The organism is Acidovorax sp. JMULE5 (assembly GCF_013376875.1).
GTDB classification, from domain to species: Bacteria; Pseudomonadota; Gammaproteobacteria; order Burkholderiales; family Burkholderiaceae_C; genus Acidovorax; species Acidovorax facilis.
Genome location: NZ_CP035951.1, coordinates 3,309,280 through 3,335,432 on the forward strand (window position 1 = coordinate 3,309,280; position 26,153 = coordinate 3,335,432).

26 protein-coding genes and 2 pseudogenes are annotated in these 26,153 nt (G+C 63.7%); 9 read left to right on the forward strand and 19 right to left on the reverse strand.

Annotated features, from left to right (window positions below):
* Nucleotides 1-159 precede the first annotated feature (159 nt).
* Nucleotides 160-1,500: a type II toxin-antitoxin system HipA family toxin YjjJ gene (gene yjjJ / locus EXV95_RS15090; protein ID WP_176887472.1), complete on the forward strand. Its 1,341-nt coding sequence runs from the start codon at nt 160-162 to the stop codon at nt 1,498-1,500.
* A 248-nt stretch (nt 1,501-1,748) separates the two neighbouring features.
* On the opposite strand, the gene EXV95_RS15095 is transcribed toward yjjJ, so the two are convergent.
* The 3 genes from EXV95_RS15095 to EXV95_RS15105 form a co-directional block, all read right to left on the reverse strand.
* Entirely contained in the window at nt 1,749-2,000 is a 252-nt protein-coding gene (locus EXV95_RS15095) for a hypothetical protein (RefSeq protein WP_055401112.1), read from the reverse strand.
* Nucleotides 2,001-2,155: 155 nt separating this feature from the next.
* Complete coding sequence (locus tag EXV95_RS15100; protein ID WP_176887473.1) at nt 2,156-2,653, reverse strand: GNAT family N-acetyltransferase; 498 nt, start codon at nt 2,651-2,653, stop codon at nt 2,156-2,158.
* Nucleotides 2,654-2,716: 63 nt separating this feature from the next.
* Nucleotides 2,717-3,595: a PA4780 family RIO1-like protein kinase gene (locus EXV95_RS15105; RefSeq protein WP_176887474.1), complete on the reverse strand. Its 879-nt coding sequence runs from the start codon at nt 3,593-3,595 to the stop codon at nt 2,717-2,719.
* A gap of 192 nt (nt 3,596-3,787) precedes the next feature.
* Here EXV95_RS15105 and EXV95_RS15110 point away from each other — a divergent pair, with 192 nt between their 5' ends.
* On the forward strand, nt 3,788-4,636 hold the full coding sequence (locus EXV95_RS15110) for a hypothetical protein (RefSeq protein WP_176887475.1): 849 nt from the start codon (nt 3,788-3,790) through the stop codon (nt 4,634-4,636).
* Between the two features lie 168 nt (nt 4,637-4,804).
* Here the strand turns inward: EXV95_RS15110 and EXV95_RS15115 are convergent, their stop codons facing one another.
* The 3 genes from EXV95_RS15115 to EXV95_RS15125 form a co-directional block, all read right to left on the reverse strand.
* Complete coding sequence (locus EXV95_RS15115) at nt 4,805-5,227, reverse strand: hypothetical protein (protein ID WP_176887476.1); 423 nt, start codon at nt 5,225-5,227, stop codon at nt 4,805-4,807.
* Between the two features lie 358 nt (nt 5,228-5,585).
* Nucleotides 5,586-6,350 carry a tRNA-uridine aminocarboxypropyltransferase gene (locus tag EXV95_RS15120; RefSeq protein WP_176889053.1) on the reverse strand — a complete coding sequence of 255 codons (765 nt, stop codon included), beginning with the start codon at nt 6,348-6,350 and terminating at the stop codon, nt 5,586-5,588.
* A gap of 11 nt (nt 6,351-6,361) precedes the next feature.
* Nucleotides 6,362-6,970 carry a class I SAM-dependent methyltransferase gene (locus EXV95_RS15125; RefSeq protein ID WP_176887477.1) on the reverse strand — a complete coding sequence of 203 codons (609 nt, stop codon included), beginning with the start codon at nt 6,968-6,970 and terminating at the stop codon, nt 6,362-6,364.
* Nucleotides 6,971-7,145: 175 nt separating this feature from the next.
* On the opposite strand from EXV95_RS15125, the gene EXV95_RS15130 reads away from it, so the two are divergent.
* Both EXV95_RS15130 and EXV95_RS15135 read left to right on the forward strand, forming a co-directional pair.
* Nucleotides 7,146-8,381 carry a helix-turn-helix domain-containing protein gene (locus EXV95_RS15130; RefSeq protein WP_176887478.1) on the forward strand — a complete coding sequence of 412 codons (1,236 nt, stop codon included), beginning with the start codon at nt 7,146-7,148 and terminating at the stop codon, nt 8,379-8,381.
* 120 nt (nt 8,382-8,501) lie between these two features.
* On the forward strand, nt 8,502-9,188 hold the full coding sequence (locus EXV95_RS15135; RefSeq protein ID WP_176889054.1) for a hypothetical protein: 687 nt from the start codon (nt 8,502-8,504) through the stop codon (nt 9,186-9,188).
* A gap of 300 nt (nt 9,189-9,488) precedes the next feature.
* Here the strand turns inward: EXV95_RS15135 and EXV95_RS15140 are convergent, their stop codons facing one another.
* The gene (locus tag EXV95_RS15140; RefSeq protein WP_176887479.1) at nt 9,489-9,881 is read right to left on the reverse strand and encodes a VOC family protein; all 393 of its coding nucleotides are present in this window, start codon (nt 9,879-9,881) and stop codon (nt 9,489-9,491) included.
* A 172-nt stretch (nt 9,882-10,053) separates the two neighbouring features.
* On the opposite strand from EXV95_RS15140, the gene EXV95_RS15145 reads away from it, so the two are divergent.
* Nucleotides 10,054-10,653, forward strand: coding sequence for a flavin reductase family protein (locus tag EXV95_RS15145; protein ID WP_176889055.1), 600 nt, complete (start codon nt 10,054-10,056; stop codon nt 10,651-10,653).
* Nucleotides 10,654-10,686: 33 nt separating this feature from the next.
* Here EXV95_RS15145 and EXV95_RS15150 read toward each other — a convergent pair whose 3' ends face one another.
* The 3 genes from EXV95_RS15150 to EXV95_RS15160 form a co-directional block, all read right to left on the reverse strand.
* Complete coding sequence (locus EXV95_RS15150) at nt 10,687-11,028, reverse strand: DUF1330 domain-containing protein (RefSeq protein ID WP_055400741.1); 342 nt, start codon at nt 11,026-11,028, stop codon at nt 10,687-10,689.
* Between the two features lie 188 nt (nt 11,029-11,216).
* Nucleotides 11,217-12,626 carry a DUF2130 domain-containing protein gene (locus EXV95_RS15155; protein WP_121508924.1) on the reverse strand — a complete coding sequence of 470 codons (1,410 nt, stop codon included), beginning with the start codon at nt 12,624-12,626 and terminating at the stop codon, nt 11,217-11,219.
* Nucleotides 12,627-12,699: 73 nt separating this feature from the next.
* Complete coding sequence (locus EXV95_RS15160; RefSeq protein WP_176889056.1) at nt 12,700-13,620, reverse strand: LysR family transcriptional regulator; 921 nt, start codon at nt 13,618-13,620, stop codon at nt 12,700-12,702.
* A 116-nt stretch (nt 13,621-13,736) separates the two neighbouring features.
* Between EXV95_RS15160 and EXV95_RS15165 the strand changes: the two are divergent.
* Both EXV95_RS15165 and EXV95_RS15170 read left to right on the forward strand, forming a co-directional pair.
* Nucleotides 13,737-14,577, forward strand: a pseudogene (locus EXV95_RS15165) (pirin family protein).
* A gap of 82 nt (nt 14,578-14,659) precedes the next feature.
* Complete coding sequence (locus EXV95_RS15170) at nt 14,660-15,304, forward strand: NADPH-dependent F420 reductase (RefSeq protein WP_176887480.1); 645 nt, start codon at nt 14,660-14,662, stop codon at nt 15,302-15,304.
* Between the two features lie 250 nt (nt 15,305-15,554).
* Here the strand turns inward: EXV95_RS15170 and EXV95_RS15175 are convergent, their stop codons facing one another.
* From EXV95_RS15175 to EXV95_RS15195, 5 genes are all read right to left on the reverse strand, one after another.
* Nucleotides 15,555-16,427, reverse strand: coding sequence for a nucleotidyl transferase AbiEii/AbiGii toxin family protein (locus EXV95_RS15175; RefSeq protein ID WP_176887481.1), 873 nt, complete (start codon nt 16,425-16,427; stop codon nt 15,555-15,557).
* Nucleotides 16,428-17,045, reverse strand: coding sequence for an AbiEi antitoxin N-terminal domain-containing protein (locus tag EXV95_RS15180; protein ID WP_176887482.1), 618 nt, complete (start codon nt 17,043-17,045; stop codon nt 16,428-16,430). It abuts the gene before it with no gap.
* A gap of 367 nt (nt 17,046-17,412) precedes the next feature.
* Nucleotides 17,413-18,387, reverse strand: a complete 975-nt coding sequence (locus tag EXV95_RS15185) for an IS481 family transposase (protein ID WP_176887483.1) — start codon at nt 18,385-18,387, stop codon at nt 17,413-17,415.
* A 191-nt stretch (nt 18,388-18,578) separates the two neighbouring features.
* On the reverse strand, nt 18,579-18,821 hold the full coding sequence (locus EXV95_RS15190; RefSeq protein ID WP_176887484.1) for a hypothetical protein: 243 nt from the start codon (nt 18,819-18,821) through the stop codon (nt 18,579-18,581).
* Between the two features lie 19 nt (nt 18,822-18,840).
* Nucleotides 18,841-20,331: an AIPR family protein gene (locus tag EXV95_RS15195; RefSeq protein WP_176887485.1), complete on the reverse strand. Its 1,491-nt coding sequence runs from the start codon at nt 20,329-20,331 to the stop codon at nt 18,841-18,843.
* 415 nt (nt 20,332-20,746) lie between these two features.
* Here EXV95_RS15195 and EXV95_RS15200 point away from each other — a divergent pair, with 415 nt between their 5' ends.
* A complete protein-coding gene (locus EXV95_RS15200; RefSeq protein WP_176887486.1) occupies nt 20,747-22,105 on the forward strand; it encodes an MFS transporter in 1,359 nt (452 codons plus the stop codon).
* A gap of 781 nt (nt 22,106-22,886) precedes the next feature.
* On the opposite strand, the pseudogene EXV95_RS15205 reads toward EXV95_RS15200, so the two are convergent.
* A pseudogene (locus EXV95_RS15205) lies at nt 22,887-23,688 on the reverse strand (tyrosine-protein phosphatase).
* Between the two features lie 97 nt (nt 23,689-23,785).
* Between EXV95_RS15205 and EXV95_RS15210 the strand changes: the two are divergent.
* Entirely contained in the window at nt 23,786-24,658 is an 873-nt protein-coding gene (locus EXV95_RS15210) for a helix-turn-helix domain-containing protein (protein ID WP_255484752.1), read from the forward strand.
* Here the strand turns inward: EXV95_RS15210 and EXV95_RS15215 are convergent.
* The 3 genes from EXV95_RS15215 to EXV95_RS15225 all read right to left on the reverse strand — a co-directional run bounded on the left by EXV95_RS15215 (nt 24,619) and on the right by EXV95_RS15225 (nt 26,131).
* Complete coding sequence (locus EXV95_RS15215) at nt 24,619-24,957, reverse strand: DUF2834 domain-containing protein (RefSeq protein WP_176887488.1); 339 nt, start codon at nt 24,955-24,957, stop codon at nt 24,619-24,621. The genes EXV95_RS15210 and EXV95_RS15215 overlap by 40 nt on opposite strands.
* A gap of 149 nt (nt 24,958-25,106) precedes the next feature.
* On the reverse strand, nt 25,107-25,457 hold the full coding sequence (locus EXV95_RS15220) for a DUF4124 domain-containing protein (RefSeq protein WP_176887489.1): 351 nt from the start codon (nt 25,455-25,457) through the stop codon (nt 25,107-25,109).
* A 71-nt stretch (nt 25,458-25,528) separates the two neighbouring features.
* Nucleotides 25,529-26,131: a YbhB/YbcL family Raf kinase inhibitor-like protein gene (locus tag EXV95_RS15225; RefSeq protein ID WP_176887490.1), complete on the reverse strand. Its 603-nt coding sequence runs from the start codon at nt 26,129-26,131 to the stop codon at nt 25,529-25,531.
* Nucleotides 26,132-26,153 lie beyond the last annotated feature (22 nt).

A 26,153-nucleotide genomic window follows, 5' to 3' on the forward strand; every position in this document is an offset into this window, starting at 1 on the left:
AGGGCTGTGGGACACGCATGCTTCGAAAAGGTGCCGGGCCATCAGCGCCCATAGCGATATCTTCGCACCTCTCACCTTTCAAATATCTATTCAATAAAACATAAAAGCATTTGAATTTATTGAATATTTAATAAAATTTATCTATTCATATAATGATTCATGACCCGCCCCCATGAACTCACCTCCAAGGCCCTGAACGCCCTGCGCCGCCAGGGCGGCGTGCTGACCAGTGCCGAGCTGCAGGAGCTGCTGGGCGTGAGCCAGCCCACCGTGTCGCGCGCGCTGGCGCCGCTGATCCAGGCGGGCCAGGTACAGAAGGTGGGCGCGGCACGCTCGCAGCGTTATGTGCTGCCGCGCACCGTGCCGGGCGTGGGCAGCGAAGTGCTGGTGATGCGCATCGACGCGCAGGGCCGCCCATCGCCATTTGCGCGTTTGGTGCCGCTGGAGGGCGGCGCCTTCTGGGTGGATGAGGCCGACGGCGTGAGCGCGCGGCACGACGGCCTGCCCTGGTTTCTGGACGACATGCGGCCACAAGGCTTCATGGGCCGCACCTTTGCGCACGCCCACCCCGAGCTGCAGCTGGGCCACGACCCTGGCCACTGGAGCGACGACGACGTGCTGCGCGCCATGACACTGTATGGCGACGACCTGCCAGGCAACCTCATCATGGGCGAGGCCGCGTTCCAGCGCTTTCATACGCTGCTCACGCGCGCATCGCGCGTGGCCTCGGCCGCCGACTACCCGCAGCTGGCCGAACAGGCCATGCGCGGCACCCACCCGGGCTCGTCGGCAGGCGGCGAGCAGCCCAAGTTCTGCACACTCACCGCCGGGCGGCATGTCATCGTGAAGTTCTCGCCCGCTGGCGATGCACCCGCCGACCAGCGCCTGCGCGACCTGCTGGTGTGTGAGCATCTGGCGCTGCACACGCTGGCGCAGGCCGGATTGCCCGCAGCGCCCACGCAGCTTTTCATGGGCGCAGGGCGGGTGTTTCTGGAGTCGGAACGTTTTGACCGCACGCCACAGTCGAGCGACGATCCACAGAACCTGGGCGGGCGCATCGGCATGGTGTCGCTGCAGGTCTACAACGCCGAGTACGTGGGCGAGATCGACAACTGGGCCGCCACCGCCAACCGCATGGCGGCGCGCCACCTGCTCACCCCGGACGACGCCCGCACCCTGCGCCTGCTAGAGGCCTACGGCCAGCTCATCGCCAACACAGACCGGCACTACGGCAACATCTCGCTGGTGCTCAAGGGCGACGACTGGGCGCTGTCCCCCACCTACGACATGCTGCCCATGCTGTATGCCCCGGTGGGCGGCGAACTGGTGCCGCGCGACTTTGCCAGCCGCCCCTTGCAGCCCACGGCGGCCACGCTGGGCGAATGGGACGAAGCGCGGCGGCTGGCGCTGGCTTTCTGGCAGGTGGCTGCAGCGGATGAGAGGGTGTCGGCGGATTTCCGGGCCATTGCGGCTGAGAACGCACGCCATGTGGCCAGCTGAACAACCCGCACCTTCCCGATAGCGCTTCGGCACTTCCTCTCCCCTCGCGGGAGAGGAGGGTTGGGGAGAGGGGGCGAACCAGCGCTGCGCCCGCAAACACCCCTCTCCCCCCGCCCTCTCCCACAAGGGGAGAGGGAGCCCCCAACGCCGCGATTTGTGGCGAAGCCGTTGCCCAACAACGGTGCTGAGGAGGGGGTAGATTTCAGGTCAAATCAAGCGCTGACCGCTCTCCATGAAGATGCGATTGCTTATCGCCCCACCACCGACCAGCCTGCCTTCTGGTTGCCCTTGTCGTTCTCATACTCCCACGCCGTGCCGCAGCGGTCGCACACATAGCGGGTGATGGTGACGGAGCCCGTCTCGCGGTCTTCCTTGCGGTTGCCGCGCTGCACCAGCTCGGCGTGGCCCGGCGCCTTGCGCCAGTTGCGCTGGATGCCCTGGCAGGGCTCGCACAGCGCCATGGGTTTGAGTTCGTTCTGTCGGGCCAGGTCTTTGGTCATGGGGTGTCAGCCGTCGTGGGCCGGTGTGGGTGGGTTTGTCTGCTGCGGGGCGGCTACTGTAAGGCACCTGCGGGTGCAAAGACACAGCATGATGGCTGAATTACAAGCAAAATCAGCCTCTAGCGCTTGATAGACAAGCGTAACCAGCTATCAAATCAGGAGTTGCCTTGGCCCATCACCAGCGCCTTGGCCATGCGCGCGTTGTGCAGCACCACGCCCGCACGCTCCACCTGCTGGCGCGCTTCCACCGCGAAGCCCTGCGCGGCAAAAAAAGGCTCGGCGGTCAGGCTCACGTGGGCGTTCAAGTGGGTGATGCCGCGCTGCGCCGCCTGCGCGTGGAGGTGTGCCATCAGCGCCCGGGCCACGCCCTGGCCTGCAAACGCCGGGGCCACAAAAAACATGTCGATGGTGCCGCTGGCCTGCAGATCGGCAAACCCAGCTATCGCCCCGCCGTCAATGGCTTGCGCGATGAAGGGCTGGTTGGCCCGCATGCGCTCGGCCCATTGCGCGGCGTCGTGCTCCAGCGGCGCCCAGGCGGCCAGCTGTTCGCTGGTGTAGTCCTTGTTGGCCAGGCCATGCACAGAGGCGTGAAAAACGGCGCGCAACGCGGGTTCGTCGCCAGGGCAGAAGTTGCGGATGTGGAAGGAAGACATGGCGAGCGAACTGCAGAGAAAAAGGGGCGCGATGGTGCCACAGCGCAGCGCGGTGGAGAAAGCTCAGCCCGCCGCCATGCGCAGCCTGCGCGCTGCATCTTCGTCGCGCGCGTCGGCGATCTCGCGCAGCACGGCCTGCATGTCCACATCGGCATGCGTGGGCGCATAGATGCCGGTGAGCGGCGTCTCGTTGCTCAGCAGCCCGCTCTGGTACAGGCTCCAGATCTCGGGGCCGTATTGGGTGGCGCGCAGCTCGGGGGCAAACTGGCCGAAGAAGTCGCGCAGGTTGGCCACGTCGCGCAGCAGCATGCGCTGGGCGTGGTTGTTGCCCGCAGCGTCCACGGCCTGGGGCAGGTCGATGATGACGGGGCCATCGTGGCCGGCTTCTCCACCTTCTGCGCCCGGCAGGTGGGCCAGCAGGATGTTGAACTCCGACAAGTCCCCATGCACAACGCCCGCACACAGCATGCGCACCACCTCGGCCACCAGCGTGGCGTGGTGGGTGCACGCGTCTTCGGGGGTAAAGCTCACATCGTTCAGGCGCGGGGCGGCGTCACCGTGGGCGTCGGTCACCAGCTCCATGAGCAGCACGCCGTCATGAAAGTTATAGGGCTGCGGCACGCGCACGCCAGCAGCGGCCAGGCGGTAGAGCGCATCGACCTCGGCGCTTTGCCATGCGGCCTCTTGCTCTTGCCGGCCAAACTTGCTGCCCTTGGCCATGGCGCGGGCCGAGCGTGAGTTCTTGACCTTGCGGTTTTCGGTGTAGTCCACCGCCTGCCGAAAGCTGCGGTTGTTGGCCTCTTTGTAGATCTTGGCGCAGCGCGTTTCATCACCACAGCGCACCACATAGACCATGGCCTCCTTGCCGCTCATGAGCTGCCGGACCACGGTGTCGATCAGGCCTTCCTCAATGAGGGACTGCAGGCGGGGGGGAGCTTTCATCGGGTCAGTGCGGTAGAAGGGGAATGGTCCATTGTCGTTGCAAGGCCACAAGAGCACGGCGTGCCCAGGGCCTTGAACGACAATCCGACGGCTTTTCAGTGTGATGACGGGCCGCCCCTGGGCACGCCGCCGTTCCACCGCCTTCTCTTTTTCTTGCGCCGTACCAGGCGCTGCCGCCCGGAGACACCCCCCATGCCCTTCGCCCTTGCGCTCCCCGCCACCGCACCGCGCGCTGCTGCGTTGGTGGGGTTTCTGATCGGGGGCGTTGCGGTTTCGCACCCTGCGGCGGCTGCCGGGTTCCGCCAGGGTGCCTATGCGGACTCCTTGGGCAGCACCGCAGTGGTGTGCGTGACAGCGCAGCACATGGCCAGCCTGACGGCCCCCGCCTGGAAGAACGCCATGCAGCAGAGCGGCATGGACTGCACGGTCAGCGAGTATGACCAACCCATGCCCGGCCACGAGACCTGGAAGGCCCGCTGCGCCGCCCCTGCTCAGGCCGCAGGCGCCAGCGCCGCGCACCTGTACCAGTTCACCGTGCACGCCGATGGCGAGCAGCTTGTCATCGACAGCGGCATGCAGACTTCGGCAGGCCAGCAGATGATGAAGAAGGCCTTTTTCGGCACCTACCAGGGGGCGTGCGCGTCCGGCACCCCGCCCCTGGACGTGTGGGCCTACCTGGATGGCACGCACGGCATGGGGACACCTGCTCAGGCCGATGCACGCAAGGCGGTCGCCATCGACCTGATCCGCTGCGGCAATGTGTTCAACGGCCTGTCGCTGAGCGTGGCAAAAGCCCGGCAAGAAGGCATGCGCGCCGCTGCGGCGGCCATGCTGGAAGCAGCGGTGGAGCTGCACCCGGGCGAGGGCGACTTCCACATCGACGCGCTCAAGAAATCGGCGCCTGAGGTGTCGGCCGAACTGGTTGGTACGTCGGCAGAAAAGAAGTTTGCGCTGTACCAGACCTGCAGCCCGTATCTGGAACCAGACGGCATCACCAAGGCGGTACAAAGCCGCGTGGCAGCGGGTGGCACCCCACGCTAGTGGGGTGTTGCACGCTAGCGGGGTGTTGCACGCTATCCGGCACGTAGAACGGCGATTCGTTCGCAACTGCCGCACCCTGGTTCAGGCACCTCACGGTGCCTACAAACACCAGCGCCCCGCACCACGCACAGTGGTGTCGGGGCGCTGCTTGGGGCTAGGAGTCTGCGCTTACTTGTCCAGCTCGGCGGCCAGCATGTCCCAGCTGGGGTACGAGCTTTCATCGAGAGTGATCGCGCCCTTGCCTGCGGCAAACTTGAAAGCGGTGGTGCCGGTGCGGGCAAATTCCAGGGTCTTGAGTTGGCACACTGCGGCCTTGGAAGGGGCATCGTTGCAGTAGCGCGGGGCGTTGTCCACGATGGTGCCGGCCGCGTAGCGCACCTGGCGCAGGTGATCCACGGTCTGAAAGCTGTCCTGTTTCACATCCATCTTCACATCGCAGCCGCACGATTGCTTGAGGGTGCTGGCGGCGGTTTTCAGCGCGGGGGCCACCTCGGCAGCAAAAAAGTCGCGCTCGGCCTTGCCGGCATGGGCCAGCGATGCGACAGCCAGGCTGACGATTGCGACGAGCAACAGGGGGGTCTTGTTTTTCATGGTTCTCCAACGGGTTGGCTTTGGGTGTGCAGGCCCCTGCCCCTCCCGGACAGACGGGCCGCGCCAGAGGTGGTGGCGCCAGCGCCGAATTTTGCGGGGGGCCAAGTGCAGCGCTTGTAACAACGCGGTAACAGCGCATGCTTTTTGGGCAACAGGTCATGCACGCACGCGGCCCGGCAGTCCGAGGGGCGATGGCTCAGAGGCTGAGAGTTTTTTAGCCGAGCCCGAAAGGCGCGCGAAAACGCCTCGGATCTAGGCGCAAAGCACAGCCATAGCTCGGGCTATGGCGAGCATTTGCAACGACGAGCCGGGGCGTTTCGGCGTGCAAGGCGAGCATGGATAAAAGACTCTCAGACTCTCAGCCGCGGCCCTGCGCCAGAAGCCGGAGCCGTGCGTGCGCCGCCCCGTTCACGTCCGGCGGCAGCTGGTGCTTGGCCTGCAGGTAGTGGTGGGTGAACACGTCCAGATACGCCTCCAGCGCCTGTGCGGCCTGCAGCTCGCCCGCCAGCTCCAGGCACAGCGCGCCCACCTCGGAGGTGCAGAAATGGTCCGTGCGCGTGGAGCGGCGCAGGTGGTAGCGTGAGAGCTGCTCGGGCTGCAGGCTCAGCACGGGCAGACGGTCCAGGTACGGGCTCTTGCGGAACATCTTGCGCGCCTCGGGCCAGGTGGCATCGAGCAGGATGAACAGCGGGCGCTTGCCCGTCGGCTCGGTGCTGCCCACCTGGGTGACCACGCGCCCGGGCTCCACAAACTCACCCGGAAACACCACATACGGCTGCCACTGGGGGTCTGCCAGCAGCGCCAGCAGGTCGGGGTGCACCTCGGTGCGCGCCCAGCCATACGCGTAGGTGTCGGCCACCACATCGGCAATCAGCCAGCCGGTGTTGCTGGGCTTGAGCGGCTCGATGTCGGCCATCAGCAGGCACATGCCCGCGCGCGTGGGCAGCACGGGGCGCAGTGCGCAGATGCAGTGGCTGGGCACCAGGCGGCAGCCCGCGCAGCGCTCGCCCTTGGGGCCGCCCCGGGCCAGGAAGGGCTTGGCGCTGCGGGCCAAGCGCTCGGTGCGCAGGCGCGATACCGCATGGGGCGGGTGCGGCACCGCCTGCGGCTGGGGCGGCGGCATAGGGGTCGTCGTCACTGCCCGCCCGCCTGCTCCAGCGCAAACAGCGGCAGCTCGGCCCGGCGGCTGAGCCACACGCCGCCACCCAGTTCGATGGCGCCTTCGCGCAGGCCGCGCCGGTACAGCTCGGCACGGTGGCGGAACACGCGGTTGTCGGTGATCTCTTCGTCGATGATGTCGCGCTCAAAATCCTCGCGCGACACAGCCTCGACATACAGCGCGCCTTTTGTCAGACGGCCCAGGTTGAGCAGCGCGGCCTTCAAATCCGGCGGGCTCAGGTAGGGCAGCACGCCCTGGCAGATGACCAGGTCATACGGCGCATCAGCCGCATAGTCCACCACCGAGCCCTGCTGCCAGCCAAAGCGCTCGCACAGGTAGGGGCTGAACTCCACGCCCTGGTAGCTGGCCTCTGGAAAATGCTGCGCCACGATGCCCTTCCACAGCCCGATGCCGCAACCCACATCCAGCACGCGGTTCACCGGCACGCGCAGGTACTTGAGGTAGCTGCACACGAAGGTACCCAGGCGCTCCATGTGGGCCGGGTCCACCACGCTGGTCTTTTTGTCGAAGTAAAAGCGCTGGTAGTAGGCCTCGTCAAAAGTGGTGGCGCTGGCGGATTTCAATGGGCGGTCCTTGTGGCGGGGAAAAGAAAGAAGCGGCAGAGTATCCCGCACCAAGGAGGCTGCGCGGCAGAAGGCATCGAAGCGAAACGCGCGAAAACCGAGGATCGCGCGTTGCAGCCGATGCTCCTTCTGCCGCGCAGCCTCCTAACTGCCCGGGGGCGTGTAGGCTGTCGCCATGGATTCGCTGATCTCCGCCGCCGCCCGCGCGCTGGCCGCAGGCGACGCCCTGGCCGCCCTGCAGCGCGTGGCCCTGCGCGACGACCCCCCGGCCCTGGCCCTGCGCGGCATTGCCATGGCCCAGCTGGGCGAGCACCCGCGCGCCCGCGATCTGCTGCGCCGCGCCGCACGCGGCTTTGGCACGCACGAGCCCGTGGCCCGCGCCCGCTGTGTGGTGGCCGAGGCTGACGTGGCCCTGGCCCAACGCGACCTGGGCGGGCGAGCGCAGGCGCTGATGTCGGCAGGGGCTACGCTGCAGGCCCACGGCGACATCGCCAATGCGCTGCAGGCACGGTTGGTGGCAGCGCGCACGCTGATCCTGCTGGGCAAGCTGGACGAAGCATCGGCTGCGCTGGCAGGCGCTCCCACCACCGACGCCACAACGCGACTGCCCCCTTCCCTTGTCGCGGTGGCCGAACTTGCCGCCGCAGAGCTGGCCCTGCGGTCACTGCACATCGGCGCAGCACGCACCGCCCTGCAACGCGCGCAACAGGCTGCCGCCCAATCCGGCGTGCCCGCGCTGCTGACCGAGGTGGCGCAGGCCCATGCGTTGCTCGAACAGCCCGCTGCGCGCTGCCTTGCGAACGGCGCCGAGCAGATGCTGCGGCTGGACGACGTGGCCGCGCTGCTGGCGTCCCCCACGCTGTGGGTCGTGGACGCCTGTCGCCACGGCGTGCGCGCGGGCGAGGTGTGGCACCCGCTGGCACGCCGCCCTGTGCTGTTTGCGCTGGTGCGCGCGCTGGCTACCGCGTGGCCGGGCGGCGTGGACCGCGAAGCCTTGATTGCCAACGTGTTCCGCACCCGCCACCCCGACGAAACCCACCGCGCCCGCCTGCGGGTGGAAATCGGCCGCCTGCGCGCCCTCATCGCTCCGCTGGCCGGGGTGGAGGCCACGCCGCGCGGCTTTGTGCTCCGGCCCCACGGCGGACGCACTGTGGCCGTGCTGGCCCCGCCTGTGGAGGGCGAGCAGGGCGCGCTGGTGGCGCTGCTGGCCGACGGCGCGGCATGGTCCACATCCGCCCTGGCGCTGGCCCTGGGCGACAGCCAGCGCACCGTGCAGCGCGCACTGGCTGAACTGGAAGCTACAGGCCGCGTGCGCGCCATCGGCCAGGCGCGCGCACGCCGCTGGCTGGCCGCGCCCCTGGTGGGATTCACGACGATCTTGTTACTCCCCACCGCGCAGCCGATTGCCTAAAGTGGCTTCACCGCCCAACGCACAGCACCCTTGCGGTGCACCGGGTACCTACCCTTAGGAGCTACCGAGATGACCACAGCCACCCCTACCGCCACCCACGACACCGCCTGCAGCAGCGACATGGCGGGCACCCCGCCGTCCACCAAACACCTGCCCATTGCGGCCCGCCAGCCCGCCGAGGTGGTGCGCGAATACGGCCCGTTTGGCGGCGCCAGCACCATCCACGGCGTGACGCACGATGGCCAGCGGGTGTGGGCCGCCACGGGCGAACACCTCGTGGGTTTTGACCCGGCCAGCGGCGCCACCACCCGCATGCTCAACGTGGTGTGCGACGCAGGCACCGCGTTTGACGGCACGCACCTGTACCAGATCGCTGAATCACGCATCGACAAGATCGACCCCGCCACGGGCCAGGTAGTGGCCACCATCCCCGCACCGGGCGGCGGAAACGATTCAGGCCTGACCTGGGCCGAAGGCAGCCTGTGGGTAGGCCAGTACCGTGACCGCAAGATCCACCAGATCGACCCGGCCACGGGTGCGATCCGCCGCACCATCGAATCCAACCGGTTTGTCACCGGCGTCACCTGGGTGGACGGCGAGCTGTGGCACGGCACCTGGGAGGGCGAAGAAAGCACCCTGCGCCACATCGATCCCACGAGCGGCGCCGTGCTGCAGCAGCTCGATATGCCGCAAGGCGTGGGTGTGAGCGGGCTCGAATCAGATGGGGCCGGGCTGTTCTACTGCGGTGGCGGCGGCAGCGGCAAGGTGCGCGCCGTGCGTCGGCCACAGGCCCGCACGGCGGCTTAAAGAAGGGAACGAGGCGGAGCCCAAGAGCGGCACACAAAACTCAGCGAAGCGGTTCTGGCTAGGAGCCTGCGCGGCAGAAGGCATCGAAGCGAAACGTGCGAAAACCGAGGATCGCGTGGTGCTACCGACAAGCCCAGGGTGGGCCCCTGGGCGCAGGAGGTAGTACTGCGTGAGACCGGTTTGTCGCGCGTTGCAGCCGATGCTCCTTCTGCCGCGCAGGCTCCTAGGCGCTGCGTCGCAGGCAGTACGACCAGTACGACAAGACGCAGCAACGACGCCAGAAGAGTTTTGTGAGTCGCTCTACGCCGCGGCGGGCTTGGGTGGGCGGTGCAACGCGCAAATCTTGTTGCCGTCCGGGTCGCGCAGGTACGCCAGGTAGAGCTTGCCGCCAGGGCCTTCACGGTAGCCCGGTGGGTCTTCGCAGGTGGTGCCACCGTTGGCCACACCGGCCGCGTGGAAAGCATCGGCCTGCTCGGGCGACTGCATGGCAAAGCCGATGGTGCCGCCATTGGCAAAGGTGGCGGGCTCGCCATTGATGGGGGTGCTGATGCAGAAGGTGCCGGTGGGGCCCCGGTAGAAATACCGGTTTTTGTTGGCGACACCCGGGGGCACACCGATGGTGCCGAGCAGCGCGTCGTAGAACTTCCGGGACACCTCCAGATCGTTCACACCGACCATCACATGACTGAACATAGCTTCTTGTCTCCGTAGTGCCCCCGGGGGCAGTGGTTGATAGGCCCGGGGATGTTACCGGCCCTGCACCCACCCGGCGCGCACGCTGGCGACACGGCCACACACGGCAGTCTGGTTTCAGATCAAAATGCCATCTACCGCTTATCCAACAAGCGCCACCAGCTATGAAATCATGAGCAACCCCGGCCCACAACATTCGCCCCGAATCCGCCACATCGCCCCCGTCCCCCTCGACAAAGCCTACCGCCTGCTCAACCACGGCCCCACGGTGCTGGTGTCGGCAGAGCATGCGGGCCGGCACAACGTGATGGCTGCATCGTGGGCCTGTGCGCTGGACTTTGCACCGCCCAAGGTGACAGTGGTGCTCGACAAAGCGACACGCACGCGCGAGCTGGTGGAAGCCAGTGGCGAGTTCGCATTGCAGTTGCCCACCCTGCCCATGGCGGCGATGACCGTAGCCCTTGGCACCGACAGCGCCAAGACCCACCCCCACAAACTGCAGCAACACGGCGTGGAGCTGTTCCACGCCCCTGGCCATGCCACCCCGCTGGTACAGGGCTGCGCCGCCTGGCTGCTGTGCCGCGTCATCCCCGAGCCCCACAACCAGCAGACCTACGACCTGTTTATCGGCGAAGTAGTGGCCGCCTGGGCGGACGAGCGCGTGTTCCGCCACGGGCACTGGGAGTTCGACACCGCGCCCGATGCGCTGCGCACGCTGCACTACGTGGCGGGTGGGCAGTTTTATGCGACGGGGGCGTCGGTGACGGTGTAGCCCCGGGGCCCGTGTCTGTGCCCGGAGGAGCATTCAGGCCTTGACCCCCAGCTTGGCCAGCAAGGACTCTGCGCGGTAGTTCGGTTCCGCCACCCCATCCAGCAGAAACACCGTGGATTGCGCGTGCTGCGCACGCAGTGGAATCAGCTCGGCATAGGCTGGCGATTCGTACCAGGCACGCGCCTGCTCCATGGCCGGGAAGCTGATGATGATGCAGTCCCCATCGAACACGCCTTCCTTGACCTCTGCCCGGGTGCCATGCACGAGGAAGGCCCCGCCATAAGGCGTGAGGGTCGCGTCGATGCGCTGCAGGTAGGTGACGATATCGGGGCCGAATTGCAGATTGCTCAACAGGCCAACGGCATAGGCAGACATATCTGGGGCTCCTTTCTGGTCTCTCAGTGAGTTGGTTGGCTGCGGTTTCGGTGTGTATGCACAGACGCAGCGCGCGTCTTCAATGCCGCTTTACGCTGGCAACCGACCCGCAAGGACCACTGTAGAAAAAGGCGCTCCGCTTGGCGATTACCTCAGAGGTCAAGGTTTGGCGCCGCAATGCTCTTGCATCACTCCCCGTCCAAAAGCCCCACCTGCTTGAGCTCTGCAAACTTGGCCGCCATCGTCGGGTTGCCCCGGGTCAGCTTCTTGATCGTGAGGTCTTCGGCCTTGTCGTTGGCCAGGCGCAAATTGTTGGCCGACTTGTGCAGCGCCTCCTTGGTCTTCTCCAGGTCCTTGATGGCCTCGTCAATGCGCCGCACGGCCTCCTCGAACCCGTCTGACGCCAGGCGCCAGTTGCGCCCAAACGCGCCCTTGAACTCCTCCAGCTGCGATTCGAACTTGGTGATGTCCAGGTTCTGCGCCTTCACCAGCGCCAGCTCCGACTTGTACTGCAGCGACTTCATCGCAGCGTTGCGCAGCAGCGTGATGATGGGGATGAAGAACTGCGGCCGCACCACGTACATCTTGGGATAGCGGTAGAACATGTCCACGATGCCGGTGTTGTACAGCTCGCTCTCGGGCTCCAGCAGCGACACCAGCACCGCGTACTCGCAGCCCTTTTCAGTGCGGTCCTTGTCCAGCTCTTTCAAGAAATCTTCGTTGCGCTTCTTGGTGGCCGTCTCGTCGCTCTCGTTCTTCATCTCGAACATGATCGAGACGATCTCGTTGCCCGCCTCGTCCGCATCGCGAAAGATGTAGTCGCCCTTGCTGCCGCTGCGCGCGTCGTTGTCCTTCTCAAAGTAGGCGCGGGGAAACGCCGTGGCGCGGATGCGGTTGAACTCCGTCTCGCAGTGCTGCTCCAGCGTTTCGCCCACCATCTTGGTCGAAAGGCGCGCCTTCATGTCCCGCAGCCGCGCAATCTCGCCGTCACGGTCGCGCAGCTGCAGGGCGAACTGCTCCTTGATGGCGGCCTCCTCCAGCTGCTTTTTCACCACCACCAGGTTCAGGTCGTTCTTGAGTTCATCGCGCTCCCGCGCCACCACCGTGACTGCCTCGGTCACCGCCAGCCTGCGCACCACCTCGCCTGCTTCCAGCTGCGATTTCAGCTGCTGAATCTCCGCGTCCTTTTGGGCAGCCACACCTTGCAGCTCCTGCGCCAGCCGGGCTTGTGCCAACTGGTCCGCCGCCTGCTGCGCCTGCCGCGCACGCTCCAGCTCATTGGCCAGCGCATCGCGCTGCTTTTCTACCGCGCTCAGGGCGTGCGCCACCGCCAGGTCGCGCTCCACCGCGCCCGCATCCAACTGCGCCTTCAGGGCTTGGATCTGTGCATCCTTGGCGGCTGCCGCCTTCTGCAGCTCATTGGCCACCTGGGCCTGCGCCAGCGCCACCGCATTGCGCTTGTCCTGCTCGGCCAGCTCCAGCCGCTCGTGCAACTGCGCATGGAAATCTGCGTCGCGCACCTGCTTGAGGATATCTGCGTAGCCGGTCTCGTCCACCTTGAAGGCCTTGTTGCAGTGGGGGCAGATGATGTCGTGCATGGCGGTCACCGTGTGTCGTGTTGCGTTGGTGGGGGAGCATAGCGGGCAGGAGCATGAGCGGATTCATGCTGCATCAGCCGCAGGTCTGCGGCGGCAGTTCCTGCATCGCGCCCATCTTGCCGATCACCAGGTCCATGAAGGCAGACACCGCCAAGGGCAGGTAGCGCCGGCTGGGGTACACCATGTGCACGCCGTGGCCCTGCCGGTGGTACTGCGGGAGCACGGGCACCAGCAGGCCAGCGCGCAGATCGCGCTGGGTTAGCGTGGAGGGCAGCAGTGCAATGCCCAGGCCCGCCAGCGCGGCCTTGCGCAAGGCCTGCGCCGTGTTGCCACTGAAACGGCCCGCCACCTGCACCTCGGCCGGTGCGCCATCTGGCCCCGTCACGCGCCAGGTGGCCTTGCCGCTGGGGTGGCTGAACACCAGGCAGTCGTGGTCTGCCAGGTCTTGCAGCGTGTCCGGCACGCCCTGGCGGGCCACGTAGGCCGGGCTGGCCACCAGGCCGTCGTTGCCCGCATCCAGCACCTTGCGGGCAAAGAGGCTTGAGTCCTCCAGGATGCCGCCCCGAAGGGCCACATCAATCCGGTCTGCAATCAGGTCGGCGCGCCCGTCGCTCAGTACAAAGTCCACCCGCACCTTGGGGTGCGCTGTCAGAAACTCGGTCAGCCACTCCATCGCAAAGAAATCAAAAAAATCGGCCGGTGCCGCCACCCGCACCAGGCCACTGGGCTCCTGGTTCACCGCCTGCAACTCCTCGCCCGCATCCATCAGCCCCTCTACCGCGCCGCTGCAGCGCTCCAGAAACACCTGGCCCGCGCTGGTAAGCGTGAGATGGCGGGTAGAGCGCTGCATCAGCCGGGTGCCCAGCTGCGCTTCGAGCTGCTGCACCCTGCGGCTCAAGGTGTTGGGCGGCACGCCCAGGCGGCGCGCGGCCTCGGCAAAGCTGCCACAGCGCACCACCTGCACAAAGATGGCCACGTCGTTCAGATCCAGCATGGTCGTGCTCATTCATTCAATTAATGGACGAGTTCAATCATATTGCACCATCTAGTCAATCAATCGATGAATTTTTAAGCTACAGGCATCAGTTCAACACCTCCAAGGTTCTCTTGATGTCTGCACCCGCCACAGCCCCCCGCGCCATCGCCCACCGCACCCGTGGCACCGCGCACGGCCCCATCACCCGTCTCATGAGCCCCGGGGACCTGGGCCAGGTGCTCAAGCCCTTCATCTTTTTGGACTTGGTGGACCTTCAGCCCGGCGCCGCGCAGCAGGGCTTCGGCATGCACCCGCACTCGGGCATCGCCACCGTCACGTTCTTGTCAGAAGGCGATGTTCGCTACGAAGACAGTACCGGCCAAGCGGGCCTGCTGCCTGCGGGCGGTGTGGAATGGATGCGGGCGGGCAACGGCGTGTGGCACACCGGCGCCGGCCCCCGTGGGCGACACACCGGGCCGGGGCTTTCAGCTGTGGGTGGCCCTGCCCGCCGCGCTGGAAAACGCCCCCGCCCACAGCCAGTACCTCGCCCCTGAGCTGGTGCCCCAGGTCGGCCCGGTGCGGGTGCTGCTGGGCGAGTACGGCGCAGCGCACAGCCCGGTGGCGGCGCCCGAGGGCATGACCTATCTGGCCGTGCAGTTGGCCCAAGGTGCGCGCTGGACCTACACCCCGCCCCCCGGCCACACCGTGGCATGGGCAGCAGTGGCCACCGGCGCGCTGACGGCAGGCGAAGCCATTGACGCTGGCGAGCTGGTGGCGTTTGAGCCCAGCAGCCAGGGCATCGACTTTGTGGCCACCCAGGCCACCAGCTTTGTGCTGGGCTCTGCCGTGCCACACCCGCACGACCTTGTCATGGGCCGCTACTCGGTGCACACCAGCCCGGCCGCACTGGCACAGGGCGCCACAGAAATCCGGCGCATTGCCACGCAACTGCGCCAGGCCGGGCGGCTCGGGTAGTCGTCTAGCCCTTCCATCACGCTTTCTCACCTCACCCGTTCCACCTCACGTCAACCCACTTCATTTCAACAAGGAAAACATCATGAACATCGGCATCATCGGTTCTGGCGCTCTCGGCTCCAACGTGGCCCGCGCATTGGCCAACAAGGGCCTGTCGGCCACCATCTCCACCCGGCGCGGTCCGGAATCATTGGCCGCGCTGGTGGCCGAATTGGGCCCCACCATCAAGGCGGGCACCGTGGCAGAAGCTGCCGCCGCAGACATCGTGCTCATCGCCGTGCGCTGGGAAGACCTGGGCCAGGCCCTGGGCAGCCTGCCCGCGTGGAACGGCCGCATCGTCATCGACGGCACCAACCCTGTGGCGTTTCTGGACCCCAACTCGCCCGACGCCCAAGACCCCACCAACCCGCTGGCGGCCTACGGCATCAAGGCCATCGACCTGGGCGGGCGCTCGTCCAGCGAAGTGTTCAGCGAATTCGTGCCGGGCGCCCGCGTGGTCAAGGCGTTCAACCACCTGGACGTGAACGTGCTGGCGCAGCCCCAAGTCTCGGGCGGCCAGCGCGCCATGTTCTACGCAGGCGACGATGCCGCCGCCAAGGCCGAAGTGCGCAAGGTGCTGGACGCCATCGGCTACTTTCCGGTGGACCTGGGCACGCTGGCGGTGGGCGGGCGCTTGTCGGAGCTGCCGTTTGGCGCGTTGTCGAGCACGCAGTTCATCAAGATTTGAGCGGGGTGCCTGCCCAAGCACTTTCAGGGCCCCAGGTGCAGGTGCTGCTGCGCAGTGTTCAGGCGCTGGATGAGGACTCAAATTGGGCTCTAGCCCTTGATGAATAAGCGCTAGCAGCTATCAAAAATATAGTCTTTGCGACCTCGGCGAGCTACCCAGCAGCAAGAGCCTCTCGCGCGAGAATTGGCTGCTAGCGTAGGCGGGATAGGAACATGCCGCTATTCAAATGAGAGTAAACGCTCTTTTGCGGTCAACCGGGGTCGACAACATTCGATGTCGCATGTGCAAGTGCTGGCTGTAGCCTTTCCCTCAACGCACCGACTACATCGCCCAGCGGCATCGCCTTGAGACCGTTCTTTCTCAAGAACGCCGCCCACAGCGCCTGGCGCGATGCATCGCCAGCAAACTCGTCACTCAAACCAATGGGCAACTCCGTCGGCAACAGGGTTCCACGGCGGTTGAACGTGGCGGCAATGGCGCTGGCCAAGATGCCAGGGTCCAATGCCTCGCGGTCCAACAGAATCCACAGGTCCAGGTAGTCTTTGAGCCTGCTGTTCGTCATGCCCAGAAGCACCATCGCGTGCAACTTTTCTGCCACGACGGTGTAAACCGGGTAGGTGCGCAACTCAGGCGCTGGAAAGTCGGCAATCAGCACCGGGTAGGTGGCGACCACCGGGCCGGGCGTGATGGCGTCGCCAAAGCCGATATCGATTTGCGTCTTGCAGCGGGCGCGAGCCAACTCTGCCGACACCAACACCCGCGCACCCGCATAGCCCGCGCTTTTGCGAATCTCTTCTACGCTGACGCTGGCTGCGTCGAACACCATGCCGTCATCCGTTGCAACCGACACGATCTCGCGGAAGGCTTGCGCTATTGCCCCCAGGTCGCTCGCCCCAAAGCCCAGCAGGTCGACATCGCGCGTGGGCCGGTGCGGCATCGCATACCAAAGGTTGAACAGCATCGCACCTTTGAGCACAAAGTGGTCCGCATGGGCCGACTGGCTCAGCCGGTACAAAAAGCGCTCCAATGCATAGCGCACCAGCACCGCGTTGAAATCCGTCTGCTCTGCCTTGGCGATGTTGAGCAGTCGCGCACGGACAGACGCTGCCAGGTCTTGCCCCATTCAGCCCCCGTGCCCCAAAGCTTCAAGATAGGGCCGCATCACGTTGGCCACCCGGCAAATCTTGGCAAACCGCCACAGATCATTGGCGTTGGTTTTGTTGGCGGCCAGCGCTTCCTTCAGCGCCTCTATGGCTACATCCAGCCCCACCTTGTTGCGGTGCTTGAAGCAATCTGCAATCGTTTTGGCCACGCCATACACCCGCAGCTCCACCTGATCGGCCAGCACCACTTCGATGCCCTGGCCATACGCCTCTCCGGAGAACTGCACCATCTTCACCGGCGGGTAGTCCATCTTGGGCACATGGCTGCCCTGGGGCATGGCAATCCACACCTGGCGCGGCAACTGCGTGGTGAGTTCGTGAATCTGCAAAGCCGTGAGCAAGCAAAACACCGCCTGCGGCACCTTGACCGCAATGGTGGCCAGGCTCTCGTGCTCGGCACCTTGCGCGTCCGGCAGCCGATAGACGCCGCGCCCCACGCGCTCCAACTGCCCACTGGCCGTCAGCCGCGACAACACCACGCGCGCAATGCCCAGCTCTTGCAGATGGCTGGCGCGCAGTAGGCCCCGCTGGCTGGCGAGTTCCAGTACACGTTGGGTTTGGGTGTCGGTGGCTTGCATGGAACCTGGAGTATGTTCCGTTTGTGCGTTAAATTCAATTAAGTAGAGTGCTTATGGAACAAGACCGCTGGCCGCACGGGCGCACCGGCACTGCTGGTTGACGCCCACAGCCTGCGCCGTGGCCACCTGGACGGGCGCGGCAACCTGAGCGAGCAGGCGCGGATTGCCTGGGCAGACTACGTGTTGGACGCCTGCCTGGACCAAGTCCGCTTCATGGCCAGCCTGCTGGACTTTGAGGCCATCAAAACCCGCATCGAAGCCATCGTGCGCAAACAATGCGTGCGCTAGGAGGCGCCGCAGCATGCACTGCGCTTCAAGTTTCCGCAGCTGTGGCCCGAGGCAGATTCGGCAAATTTTTGAGGCCAAGTCAGTAGATGTCGCATCCCGGACGATCATATGGTCGCTTGAGAAACAGGTGCGGGTGGGTCTGGTACCACTCTTTCATCGCCTGCATCGGCGTACTGCTCTTGAGCGCTGACTGCGGTAGCTGGTGGTTGTACAACGCCACATAGCGCAACAAGGTCTGCTCCATGTCTTCGCGGCTGTTGAATCGGTGGGTCTTCAGAACGTCCGCAATGCGGCCGTTAAATCGCTCCACCATGCCGTTGGTTCTGGGTGTTCTGGGCTTGGTCAGTCGGTGCTCGATGCCTAACTCCTGGCACAGTTGATCGAATTCATGGTTGCCGCTGGGTTCGCGTTCCCGGCTGGCAAACAGACGGTCCGTGAACTCTTTGCCGTTGTCGGTCAACAGCTTGTTGATCCTGATCGGACAGGCCTTGTGCAACGCCTTGAGGAAGGCCTGTGCACTGGCAGCTGTCTTGTTGGCCTTGAACTGCACGAACACCCATCGCGTGGCCCTGTCGATGGCCACGAACAGGTAGCGCCGGCTGCTCTCATCCTGCATCTGGGGCAGGTACTTCACATCCATGTGCACGTAGCCTGGCTCGTAGCTCTTGAAGGCCTTGTAGGCCAGCGCAGGCTGCTGGGGCTTTAGAGCATTGAGGTTGCCCGCTCCATGGCGGCGCAAGCACCTATCCAGCCCGGAGCGCGAGACATGGGGACAGATGAACTCCCGTGTCACGGCCAGCAGGTCATCCAAAGGCAACAGCAAGGTACGCCGCAAGTGAACCACCACTGTTTCTTGTGCTGGCGTGAGCACGGTCTGCAGGTGGTGGGCAGTGTGAGAGCGGTCTGCAAAGACGGAACGCTTCTTCCACTTGTAGACCGTCTGCTCAGTGATCCCAAAGCGCTGGGCCAGGACGCTGGCTGGTTCATCGCTGGCTGCGATCTCGGCACGCACGGCGGGCGTGGTGCGGGCGTTCTTGTGCAGGGCTATCAACATGGCTTCACTCCCTGGGTGGATTGCAAGGACTCTATCAACTCCTTTAGAACCGCTCGCGCCATGAAGAGTGGATAGCGTTTGGAGTCTATGCAATCGTCCGGGATGCGACAAGTAGACCCCTGGCGCCTGTGGGATAAGCGCCAGCAGCAATCAAATGGTCATCAGCCGGCAGCTCACACAATGCGAAAGCGCTATTTAAATCTAACAGCCCTTGTAAATCTATTTTCCGAAAGGGCTACATTTGAAAAATAACTTTCAATTAACTGCTTAAACCCATCAACACCTCGATCAATTTCTCGTTGATTCATCCCACCTTTTAAACCACCTTCTAAAGTCGGAACAAAAGAAATGGTTTGACTTATTATGGGCTCCCAATTCCTCAGTGCAGCCTCGAAGCCTCCACCACCGAAACCCAGAGTAAAAGAATCATTCACAGGCTTGTTAGTGAATATTTCAATGCATCTTGAAATAGCATATATAAACAAATATTGAGCCGCTTTTTCTAAAGAAATCAATTTTCTTTTGATCTACTGCCTTCACCCCTTCTTCCCCGGCCATATTTAAAAGATCAAATTTTATCGACTCCAATCGCTTAAAAAGGGAATAAACGAATATAATATGTGCACCAGTGGTCTTTTCGTTAAATATTTTCGAATAAGCTGCATCATCGTTCCACAAAAACGATTTTTTGTTGTATGCGCTCACGGGATCTCCATGGAATGAGGCGAGAGCTTGCGCTACAGTGAAAGATGGCATCACATTTTTCTTTCTTTTTATAGCCGCATCTTCACCACCCCTTCTTCCTCCTTGATAAACAATACTTTTGTCTATTCCCTCGACCTCAGCTACAAGCCTCTTTTGAATTTCGTCATTACTTCGAAAATCTGCAGCCGTCACCTTGTTTTGACTGTTATTGAATTTAACGATGTTTCCAATCAAGGATCTGGAAGTATTGTGTACTTTGATGAACCTTACAAGAATTTTTGAATCGTCTTTTGGAGGGTTTTTTAGAGTGCCAATTGCTCCTGTTGTCTGGGCGCCGTTAACTACGGACATCCCTTGAAGAAGCAGTTTCTTTTCAGAATCTGAATGGGAAAAATCATTCGTAAGTATAGTCAACCCATTGTTGAACACCCAAAAATCCTGCGGCTGCTTGCGAACGCTTTCTTTAATGCCAAAATTTATATTGGTATCAGCCTCACGATCACCAAGATAGTCTCGGACATTGGCAGAAAATAAATCTGATTTATGATCTTTATATATAAAATACAGCTCTCGAGCAGAAATGCTCGTTACAAATGCATCCCATTTTTCTGATTTTATACTAAAACCCTCGTTGCAGGTTATTTCGAAAGGCTTGTCGACATAAATTGGCGAAAAGCTTTGCAGATACCACTGCGTCAAAGTTGAGCTTCCCACCTCTAAAACAATAGTATTAATATTCGCGCTTTTATAGCGAGAGCTTACCAGTGAATCCAAAACTTGCTGAACTCTTCCAAGCTCTTTGGCCACATTGGTAGATTCGGTGCAATTATGCACATACCAAACGTACAATTTATTAAGCTTGCCCGTTTTTAGGCCATTTCTAATTTTCAAGGCATGAGATCTGATGCCAATAGGAAGATCCACCTCTGGCGCAGCCAATAACCAAGTCAGTGCGGTACTGAGGTCGCTGGCTTTATTTGACGGTGCTATTTGTTTTGGTGATTTTGTATAGTAGGCTTGTATTACGACAGCAATTCCTCTTTCTTCGTCAATATAAACAAAATCATTCTTTTTATCATTACTGCCGTCTACAAAAGACTCCACGCCAGCCAGCGCAATGTCATCTATATCAAACCTCAAAGTTAATGCCAGCAAGCCAATTGCATTATTACCATAACGAGCCAAAACCTCGTTTGAGGTTAAAAGAGTTTTCCAAGCTTTTCCATCTATTTTTGACATTATCCAGCCTTTAATACCTTCTAAGTTGTCTTTTTGATTATTTTAAAAATACGGTTATGGCGTTCCAGTAGGCGTATATGGGAAGTTCAGCCGCGATTCAATGCACGACTACGGGGGTTTCTTCGTTGTCGCCTGCATGCCTAAGCATGTATGCATTTGTAAGGCACTTTAGAGGCTGACTGGGCGGGGCGCAACCTTTGAATATCACGCCGTTGGATTCAGCAGGTGCGCTTACTCACTAACGCACGGCAAGCTCCGTAACAGAAATTTCAAGCAAAACTAGCCTCTAGCGCCTATCTACAAAGCGGCAACAGCTATCAAAACCATATCAACTCGCGACGCGTAGATCTACAACCCGCCGATGCTGGCGCTACCCCGGCCCACCTCTGAAGCCCAGTGGAGTAAATTGCCCCGCATGCTCCACATCTCCGTACCCACCACATCCACCGCCGCCCCGGCATCCCTCATCGACTCCCCCCAAGCCGCCTGGCGCCTGCTGACCACCCTGGGCCTGGTGGTGCTGGGCAACAGCAGCATGTATGTGGTGTCGGTGGTGCTGCCCGCCGTGCAGGCGGAGTTCGGCGTAGGCCGTGCGGATGCATCCCTGCCCTACACGCTGATGATGGTGTGCCTGGGGCTGGGCGGGCTGTGGACGGGGCGGATGGCCGACCGGCATGGGCTGATGCCGGTGTTGTGCGTGGGGGCGGTGGCGGTGTGTGGCGGCTTTGTGTGGGCGGGGCTGTCGGGCAGCATCTGGATCTTTGGGCTGGCCCATGGGCTGATGGGGCTGGTGGGCAGTTCGGCCACGTTTGCGCCGTTGATGGCCGACACGGCGCTGTGGTGGAACAAGCGGCGCGGCATTGCGGTGGCGATCTGCGCCAGTGGCAACTACATCGCGGGTGCGCTGTGGCCGCCCATCGTGCAGCACGGCATCGAAGCCATTGGTTGGCGCCAGACCTATGTGCTGATGGGTCTGGTGTGTGGAGCGGGCATGCTGCTGCTGGCGCTGCGCATGCGGCAGCGGGCGCCGATGGTGCTAATGGATGCTGCGGCCGTGGTGCCTGCGTCGTCGTCACCTTCGGCAGGGGGTGCTGCGCTGGGTGCTTCTGCTTGTACAGCGACTGCGTCCGCACCATTGGTTCCCTTGGCACTGGACCGCAGCCGCCCGTTTGGCTTGCGCCCGGTACACGCGCAGTTGCTGCTGTGCGTGGCGGGCGTGGCGTGCTGCGTGGCCATGGCGATGCCGCAGGTGCACATCGTGGCGTATTGCACCGACCTGGGTTTTGGCGCGGCGCGGGGGGCCGAGATGCTGTCGCTGATGCTGGCGTGCGGCATTGTCAGCCGCCTGGTGTCGGGCGTGATCTGCGACCGCATTGGCGGCGTGCGCACGCTGCTGCTGGGGTCGGCGTTACAGGGGGTGGGGCTGGCGCTGTTTCTGCCGTTTGACGGGCTGGTGCCGCTGTATGTGATCTCGGCGATGTTCGGGCTGTTCCAGGGCGGCATCGTGCCTGCGTACGCCATCATCATCCGTGAGTATTTCGCGCCGCAAGAGGCGGGCGCCCGGGTGGGCGCGGTGATCATGGCCACGCTGATTGGCATGGCGCTGGGGGGCTGGATGTCGGGCTGGATTTTTGACGTGACGGGCAGCTACCAGGCGGCGTTCATCAACGGCATGGGGTGGAACCTGCTGAACCTGTCGATCATGGGCTGGCTGTATTGGCGGGTGCGGGGCCAGGGTGCGGCTGGGGGGCGGATGCAGCCCAGTGCGGGGTGAGTGTGGCGGGCGCTAGTGTGGTGTTGCACGCTTGACGGCACATTGAAAACCGATGGATTTTTGGTCAGGGCAAGGCGCAAACCACAGCGATACCCGTAGGTATCGCGCGGATTTGCAACGCAGCTCTGGCCGAAAAGACGCGGTTTTAAGTGCCGGATAGCGTGCAACACCGCACTAGGGGCTTGCTGGCCCTGCGCCGCCTTCATTTCGTTGAGAATTTTGACCAAATAGGCCTCTAGCGCTTGGTGGTGAAGCGCCTGCAGCTATTGATTTATGAGCAGTTGAGCACTGCAGTATTCGCTCAACAGGCCCCGGCAGGTGCAACCCGATTTTGCAATCGGCCTGTACCTGCCGGGGCCCACGGGACCGCAGTAGCAGCTGCGGTCCCTGAGCAGGTCGTCGTTGCCTTCGACCCTGTGTTCGGGCTGCTCAGCAAGGCGCTTCTCACCAGGCTGCATGCCTTCATCCCGAAGGTACGCGCCCGGTGCTAGTAGCAACCCTGTCTGTCGCCTTTGCTGTCAGCCTCTCCTCCCTGTTCCCGCCCTTGTGTGCATTTGTTACTTGACTGTAGGGGGTGAGGGAGCGCGGCACAACCTGCGAAAGTTGGTAGGTACGGCGGGTTGTGCGGGGCGAGAGTACGGCAAAAAGAATCAGCCAACATGGCTCTATCGCCTTGCTGTATTGCATTGGCAGCTTCTGCTTTGATAGCAAACGGAATTTGCACGGCACAAACCCACGTACAGGGTGCCGCGCGATTCTTCGGGGTCTTGATGCGAATTGGCTACACCGCCGCCTGCAGATAGCGCCCCGCCAGCTCTGTCTGCGCGGCGGCGTCCACGCCCAGCACGTCCACCAGATACGGCTGTAGGCCGCCAAACTCGGTGTCTACCTTGTGCAGGGCGGCGTCCAGAAATTCTTCTTGCACGCGCCACAGCACGGCCAGCACTTCCTCGGGCGCGTGGCTGCCCATGCCCGGCGGGCGCTGGTAGAGGGTGTTGGTGAGCAGGTAGTCGTGCATGACCACATCGCGCGGCACGCCGAGGGTGAGCAGGATGAGGGCGGCGGCGAAGCCGGTGCGGTCTTTGCCAGCGGTGCAGTGGAAGACGGTGGGGCGGGCGCGTCGTCTGCGCGTCGGCGGGAGATGGGGGGGGTGGGGTGTCGCTGGCCAGCAGCAGCTTGAACAGCTCGGCAAAGCGCGGGGCGTTGTCGTGCACAAAGCCGCGGTAGGTGTCTTGCATGAGCCCCACGGCGTCTTGCGCGGTGAGCTGGCGGCCGGTGCGCTGCAGGTCGAGCGCGCGCTGCACCACGGTGGGCTCGATGGCGAGCGGGTGGTAGGCGATGCCGGGCAGCGCGTAGGCATAGGCAGCGCTTTCGGCCTTGCCGCGAAAGTCCACCGCGCGGGCCACGCCCAGCTGGGCCAGCAGGGCCTGGTCCTCGGGGGTCAGGGCGGCGAGGTGGTCCGAGCGAAAGATGCGCCGCCACTTCACGGGCCGCCCGCCGTGGCCGGTGTAGCCGCCAAGGTCTCGAAAGTTGGTGGCGCCTGCGAGGGGGAGGGATCGGGTGGGGGCTTGCTCTTGCTGCATGGTGCGTGCGGGGAGTGTGGTGGGTGGGGGTATTGAAACAACAAGGATAGTCGGGCGGTGCGGCAGGCGCATGTCGCACGGGTGGCTGGAGGAATGCATGGGGCGCGACCGTGTGCAGAATCCGGGCATGCAGCGTTTTGTGCCCGTGCCCTCTGATTTGCAGCCATGGTTGATGGCGGGGGTGGTGGTCGACGCCCCGGCGGAGCTGGCGCAGTCGCATTTTCCGGCGATGGTGTCGAGCATGCTGGTGGTGCGGCTGGCCGGGCAGGTGCATTGCCGGGGCGCACTGTTGCCGCCAGCGGCCTGGATCAGTGCCAGCACCACGGCCACGGTGTACGAACACGGTGGGCCGGTGCGGGCCGTGGGGCTGGTGCTGCAGCCTGAAGCCGCGGCGGCGCTGTTTACCAGCGCACGCGGTTTGGTGAACACGCTGCGGCCGCTGGCAGAACTGGTGGGCCCTGGGTGGACCGAGGTGGAGCACGGCGTGCATGCTGCGCGGGATGATGCCGCGCGGATCGCGGTGCTGTGCCAGTTCGTCCGGCAGCTGGTCGCGCCGCCGTCACCGTGTGAAGCACGGCGGCTGCAAGCCCTGGCCCTCTTGCAGGCGGCCCACGACGATGCCCTAGGCGCGAATCAGCACATGGGCCTGAGCCAGCGGCAGTTTGAACGGCGCTTTGTGGCGCACTGGGGCATGGCGCCCAAGCAGTTTCAGGTGATTGCCCGGCTGAACAGCACGCTGGGCAACGCCCTCGCCACGCCCGGCAGCCCGGTGGTGGACCTGGCGGCCGACCAGGGCTACTACGACCAGTCGCACATGGCGCGCGATGTGCGCAGGCTGGCGGGCCATCCGCTCCAGGCCCTGGTGCAGGGCACGCGCAGCCCACTGACCGCGCACTGGCCCTTGCAGATTGGGGCACAGACCCTACCGAATCAACCTGCCCCACCCGTGGAGCCCACGCGCAAGCGCTGAGCCAGGTACAGCGGCATCACAAACGCGAGGCCAATGCCAAAGCAGGCGGCGATGTAAGCCCAGCGCCACGCGCCCAGGCTGCGGTCTGCCGCCACCCACGCGGAGAACGCCACGGCGGCCAGGTACACGTCGCAGGTGATGCCGGTGGTCAATGCATTGGCAAAGGCATCGCGCCAGAAAACGTCGGGCATCACGCTGCCGCCCGCCAAAAAATACACGGTGTTGAAGTACCAAGGGACGGCCAGGCCCAGAAGGGCCAGCAGAAGAAAAAATGCGCGCAGGTGGGTGTGGTTTTGCATCGGTGCATGCGGCCCTCTCAAGAGAAAGAGAGAGGCCTTGGGTAGTGAATCAACGCACCGATTGAATCCGCGCAGCCCCCTGGCGGGCTAGGAAAAAAACGACATGCCTCGCACCGGCGGACGAGCCGCTGCACGCCATCTTCATGAACTTACTGCGCGCGCGGCAGCGATGTCACAGCGCCATCCACCGGCAGCTCCTGCGTGTCCTTGAGGCAGGGCTGGTCGGTGTAGGTCGTGCGGCCGTCCTTCACGCACTTGCGCGGCTGCGGGGCCACGGGCTCAGACGCGCCACTGTTCGCAGAGCGGGCTTGTGCGGCGGGCTGCTGCTTGCCGGGCGGCAAGGTGTCGGAGCCGGGGCGGGTGATCTTCTTCCAGGCCTGCTCGGTCCATGGCCCGGCGTGGGGCAGCCACTGGTCGGCCGTCCACCATGCGGCGGCTGCGGCGGCCAGCAGCAGTGCGGCCAGGATGGACCAGAGGGTGCGTTCGCGGGTGCTGCGCATGGGGTGGGCCTGTGGTGTGGTGGGTGACCACCAAGCTTAAAACATCACGACGCCCACCCGACCACGCGGTATCACGGCTGCTTGCCTTTGGCCGCAGGGCGCCCATAGCGCGCCGTGTGCGTGGCCTTGCCCAGGCTGTTGGCGTTGATCATGTAGCCGGCCAGCGCGGCGGTGGCGTCGGCAGGCAAGTCCAGGCGCGGCACCTTGAGCGCGTGCACGGTGAAGATGTAGCGGTGCGGCGCATCGCCTTCGGGCGGGCAGGCCCCACCCCAGGCGGCCACGCCGTAGTCAATGCGCACATGGCTGGCGCCTGCGGGCAGCTTGGCGCCGCCGGCAGCACCCGCATCGGGCCGAAGCTCGGTGGTGCTGGTGGGGATGTTGACCACCGACCAATGCCACCAGCCCGAGCCGGTGGGGGCATCGGGGTCGTAGGCGGTGACGGCGAAGCTTTGGGTGCCTGCGGGTGCACCGCTCCAGCGCAGGGCGGGTGATTGGTTGTCGCCCGCACAGCCAAAGCCCTTGAACTCGAAGCGCTGGGGCAGTGTGCTGCCTTCGGCAAAGTCGGGGCTGGTGAGCGCGAAGGCCTGGGCGTGGGCGGCAGGGGCCAAGCCGATGGTGGCGAGTGCCGCGATGGCGGCGCCAACGCGAAGGGGGCGTGAAAGTGGGTGGGTCATCTGAAAAGCTCCTTGCAGTAGC

Bases quoted from the DNA above. Each gene is read 5' to 3' on its own strand.
- yjjJ (WP_176887472.1), top strand. From the start codon at position 160: ATGACCCGCCCCCATGAACTCACCTCCAAGGCCCTGAACGCCCTGCGC.
- EXV95_RS15095 (WP_055401112.1), bottom strand. From the start codon at position 2,000: ATGACCAAAGACCTGGCCCGACAGAACGAACTCAAACCCATGGCGCTG.
- EXV95_RS15100 (WP_176887473.1), bottom strand. From the start codon at position 2,653: ATGTCTTCCTTCCACATCCGCAACTTCTGCCCTGGCGACGAACCCGCG.
- EXV95_RS15105 (WP_176887474.1), bottom strand. From the start codon at position 3,595: ATGAAAGCTCCCCCCCGCCTGCAGTCCCTCATTGAGGAAGGCCTGATC.
- EXV95_RS15110 (WP_176887475.1), top strand. From the start codon at position 3,788: ATGCCCTTCGCCCTTGCGCTCCCCGCCACCGCACCGCGCGCTGCTGCG.
- EXV95_RS15115 (WP_176887476.1), bottom strand. From the start codon at position 5,227: ATGAAAAACAAGACCCCCCTGTTGCTCGTCGCAATCGTCAGCCTGGCT.
- EXV95_RS15120 (WP_176889053.1), bottom strand. From the start codon at position 6,350: ATGCCGCCGCCCCAGCCGCAGGCGGTGCCGCACCCGCCCCATGCGGTA.
- EXV95_RS15130 (WP_176887478.1), top strand. From the start codon at position 7,146: ATGGATTCGCTGATCTCCGCCGCCGCCCGCGCGCTGGCCGCAGGCGAC.
- EXV95_RS15135 (WP_176889054.1), top strand. From the start codon at position 8,502: ATGGCGGGCACCCCGCCGTCCACCAAACACCTGCCCATTGCGGCCCGC.
- EXV95_RS15140 (WP_176887479.1), bottom strand. From the start codon at position 9,881: ATGTTCAGTCATGTGATGGTCGGTGTGAACGATCTGGAGGTGTCCCGG.
- EXV95_RS15145 (WP_176889055.1), top strand. From the start codon at position 10,054: ATGAGCAACCCCGGCCCACAACATTCGCCCCGAATCCGCCACATCGCC.
- EXV95_RS15150 (WP_055400741.1), bottom strand. From the start codon at position 11,028: ATGTCTGCCTATGCCGTTGGCCTGTTGAGCAATCTGCAATTCGGCCCC.
- EXV95_RS15155 (WP_121508924.1), bottom strand. From the start codon at position 12,626: ATGCACGACATCATCTGCCCCCACTGCAACAAGGCCTTCAAGGTGGAC.
- EXV95_RS15160 (WP_176889056.1), bottom strand. From the start codon at position 13,620: ATGCTGGATCTGAACGACGTGGCCATCTTTGTGCAGGTGGTGCGCTGT.
- EXV95_RS15170 (WP_176887480.1), top strand. From the start codon at position 14,660: ATGAACATCGGCATCATCGGTTCTGGCGCTCTCGGCTCCAACGTGGCC.
- EXV95_RS15175 (WP_176887481.1), bottom strand. From the start codon at position 16,427: ATGGGGCAAGACCTGGCAGCGTCTGTCCGTGCGCGACTGCTCAACATC.
- EXV95_RS15180 (WP_176887482.1), bottom strand. From the start codon at position 17,045: ATGCAAGCCACCGACACCCAAACCCAACGTGTACTGGAACTCGCCAGC.
- EXV95_RS15185 (WP_176887483.1), bottom strand. From the start codon at position 18,387: ATGTTGATAGCCCTGCACAAGAACGCCCGCACCACGCCCGCCGTGCGT.
- EXV95_RS15195 (WP_176887485.1), bottom strand. From the start codon at position 20,331: ATGTCAAAAATAGATGGAAAAGCTTGGAAAACTCTTTTAACCTCAAAC.
- EXV95_RS15200 (WP_176887486.1), top strand. From the start codon at position 20,747: ATGCTCCACATCTCCGTACCCACCACATCCACCGCCGCCCCGGCATCC.
- EXV95_RS15210 (WP_255484752.1), top strand. From the start codon at position 23,786: ATGGGGCGCGACCGTGTGCAGAATCCGGGCATGCAGCGTTTTGTGCCC.
- EXV95_RS15215 (WP_176887488.1), bottom strand. From the start codon at position 24,957: ATGCAAAACCACACCCACCTGCGCGCATTTTTTCTTCTGCTGGCCCTT.
- EXV95_RS15220 (WP_176887489.1), bottom strand. From the start codon at position 25,457: ATGCGCAGCACCCGCGAACGCACCCTCTGGTCCATCCTGGCCGCACTG.
- EXV95_RS15225 (WP_176887490.1), bottom strand. From the start codon at position 26,131: ATGACCCACCCACTTTCACGCCCCCTTCGCGTTGGCGCCGCCATCGCG.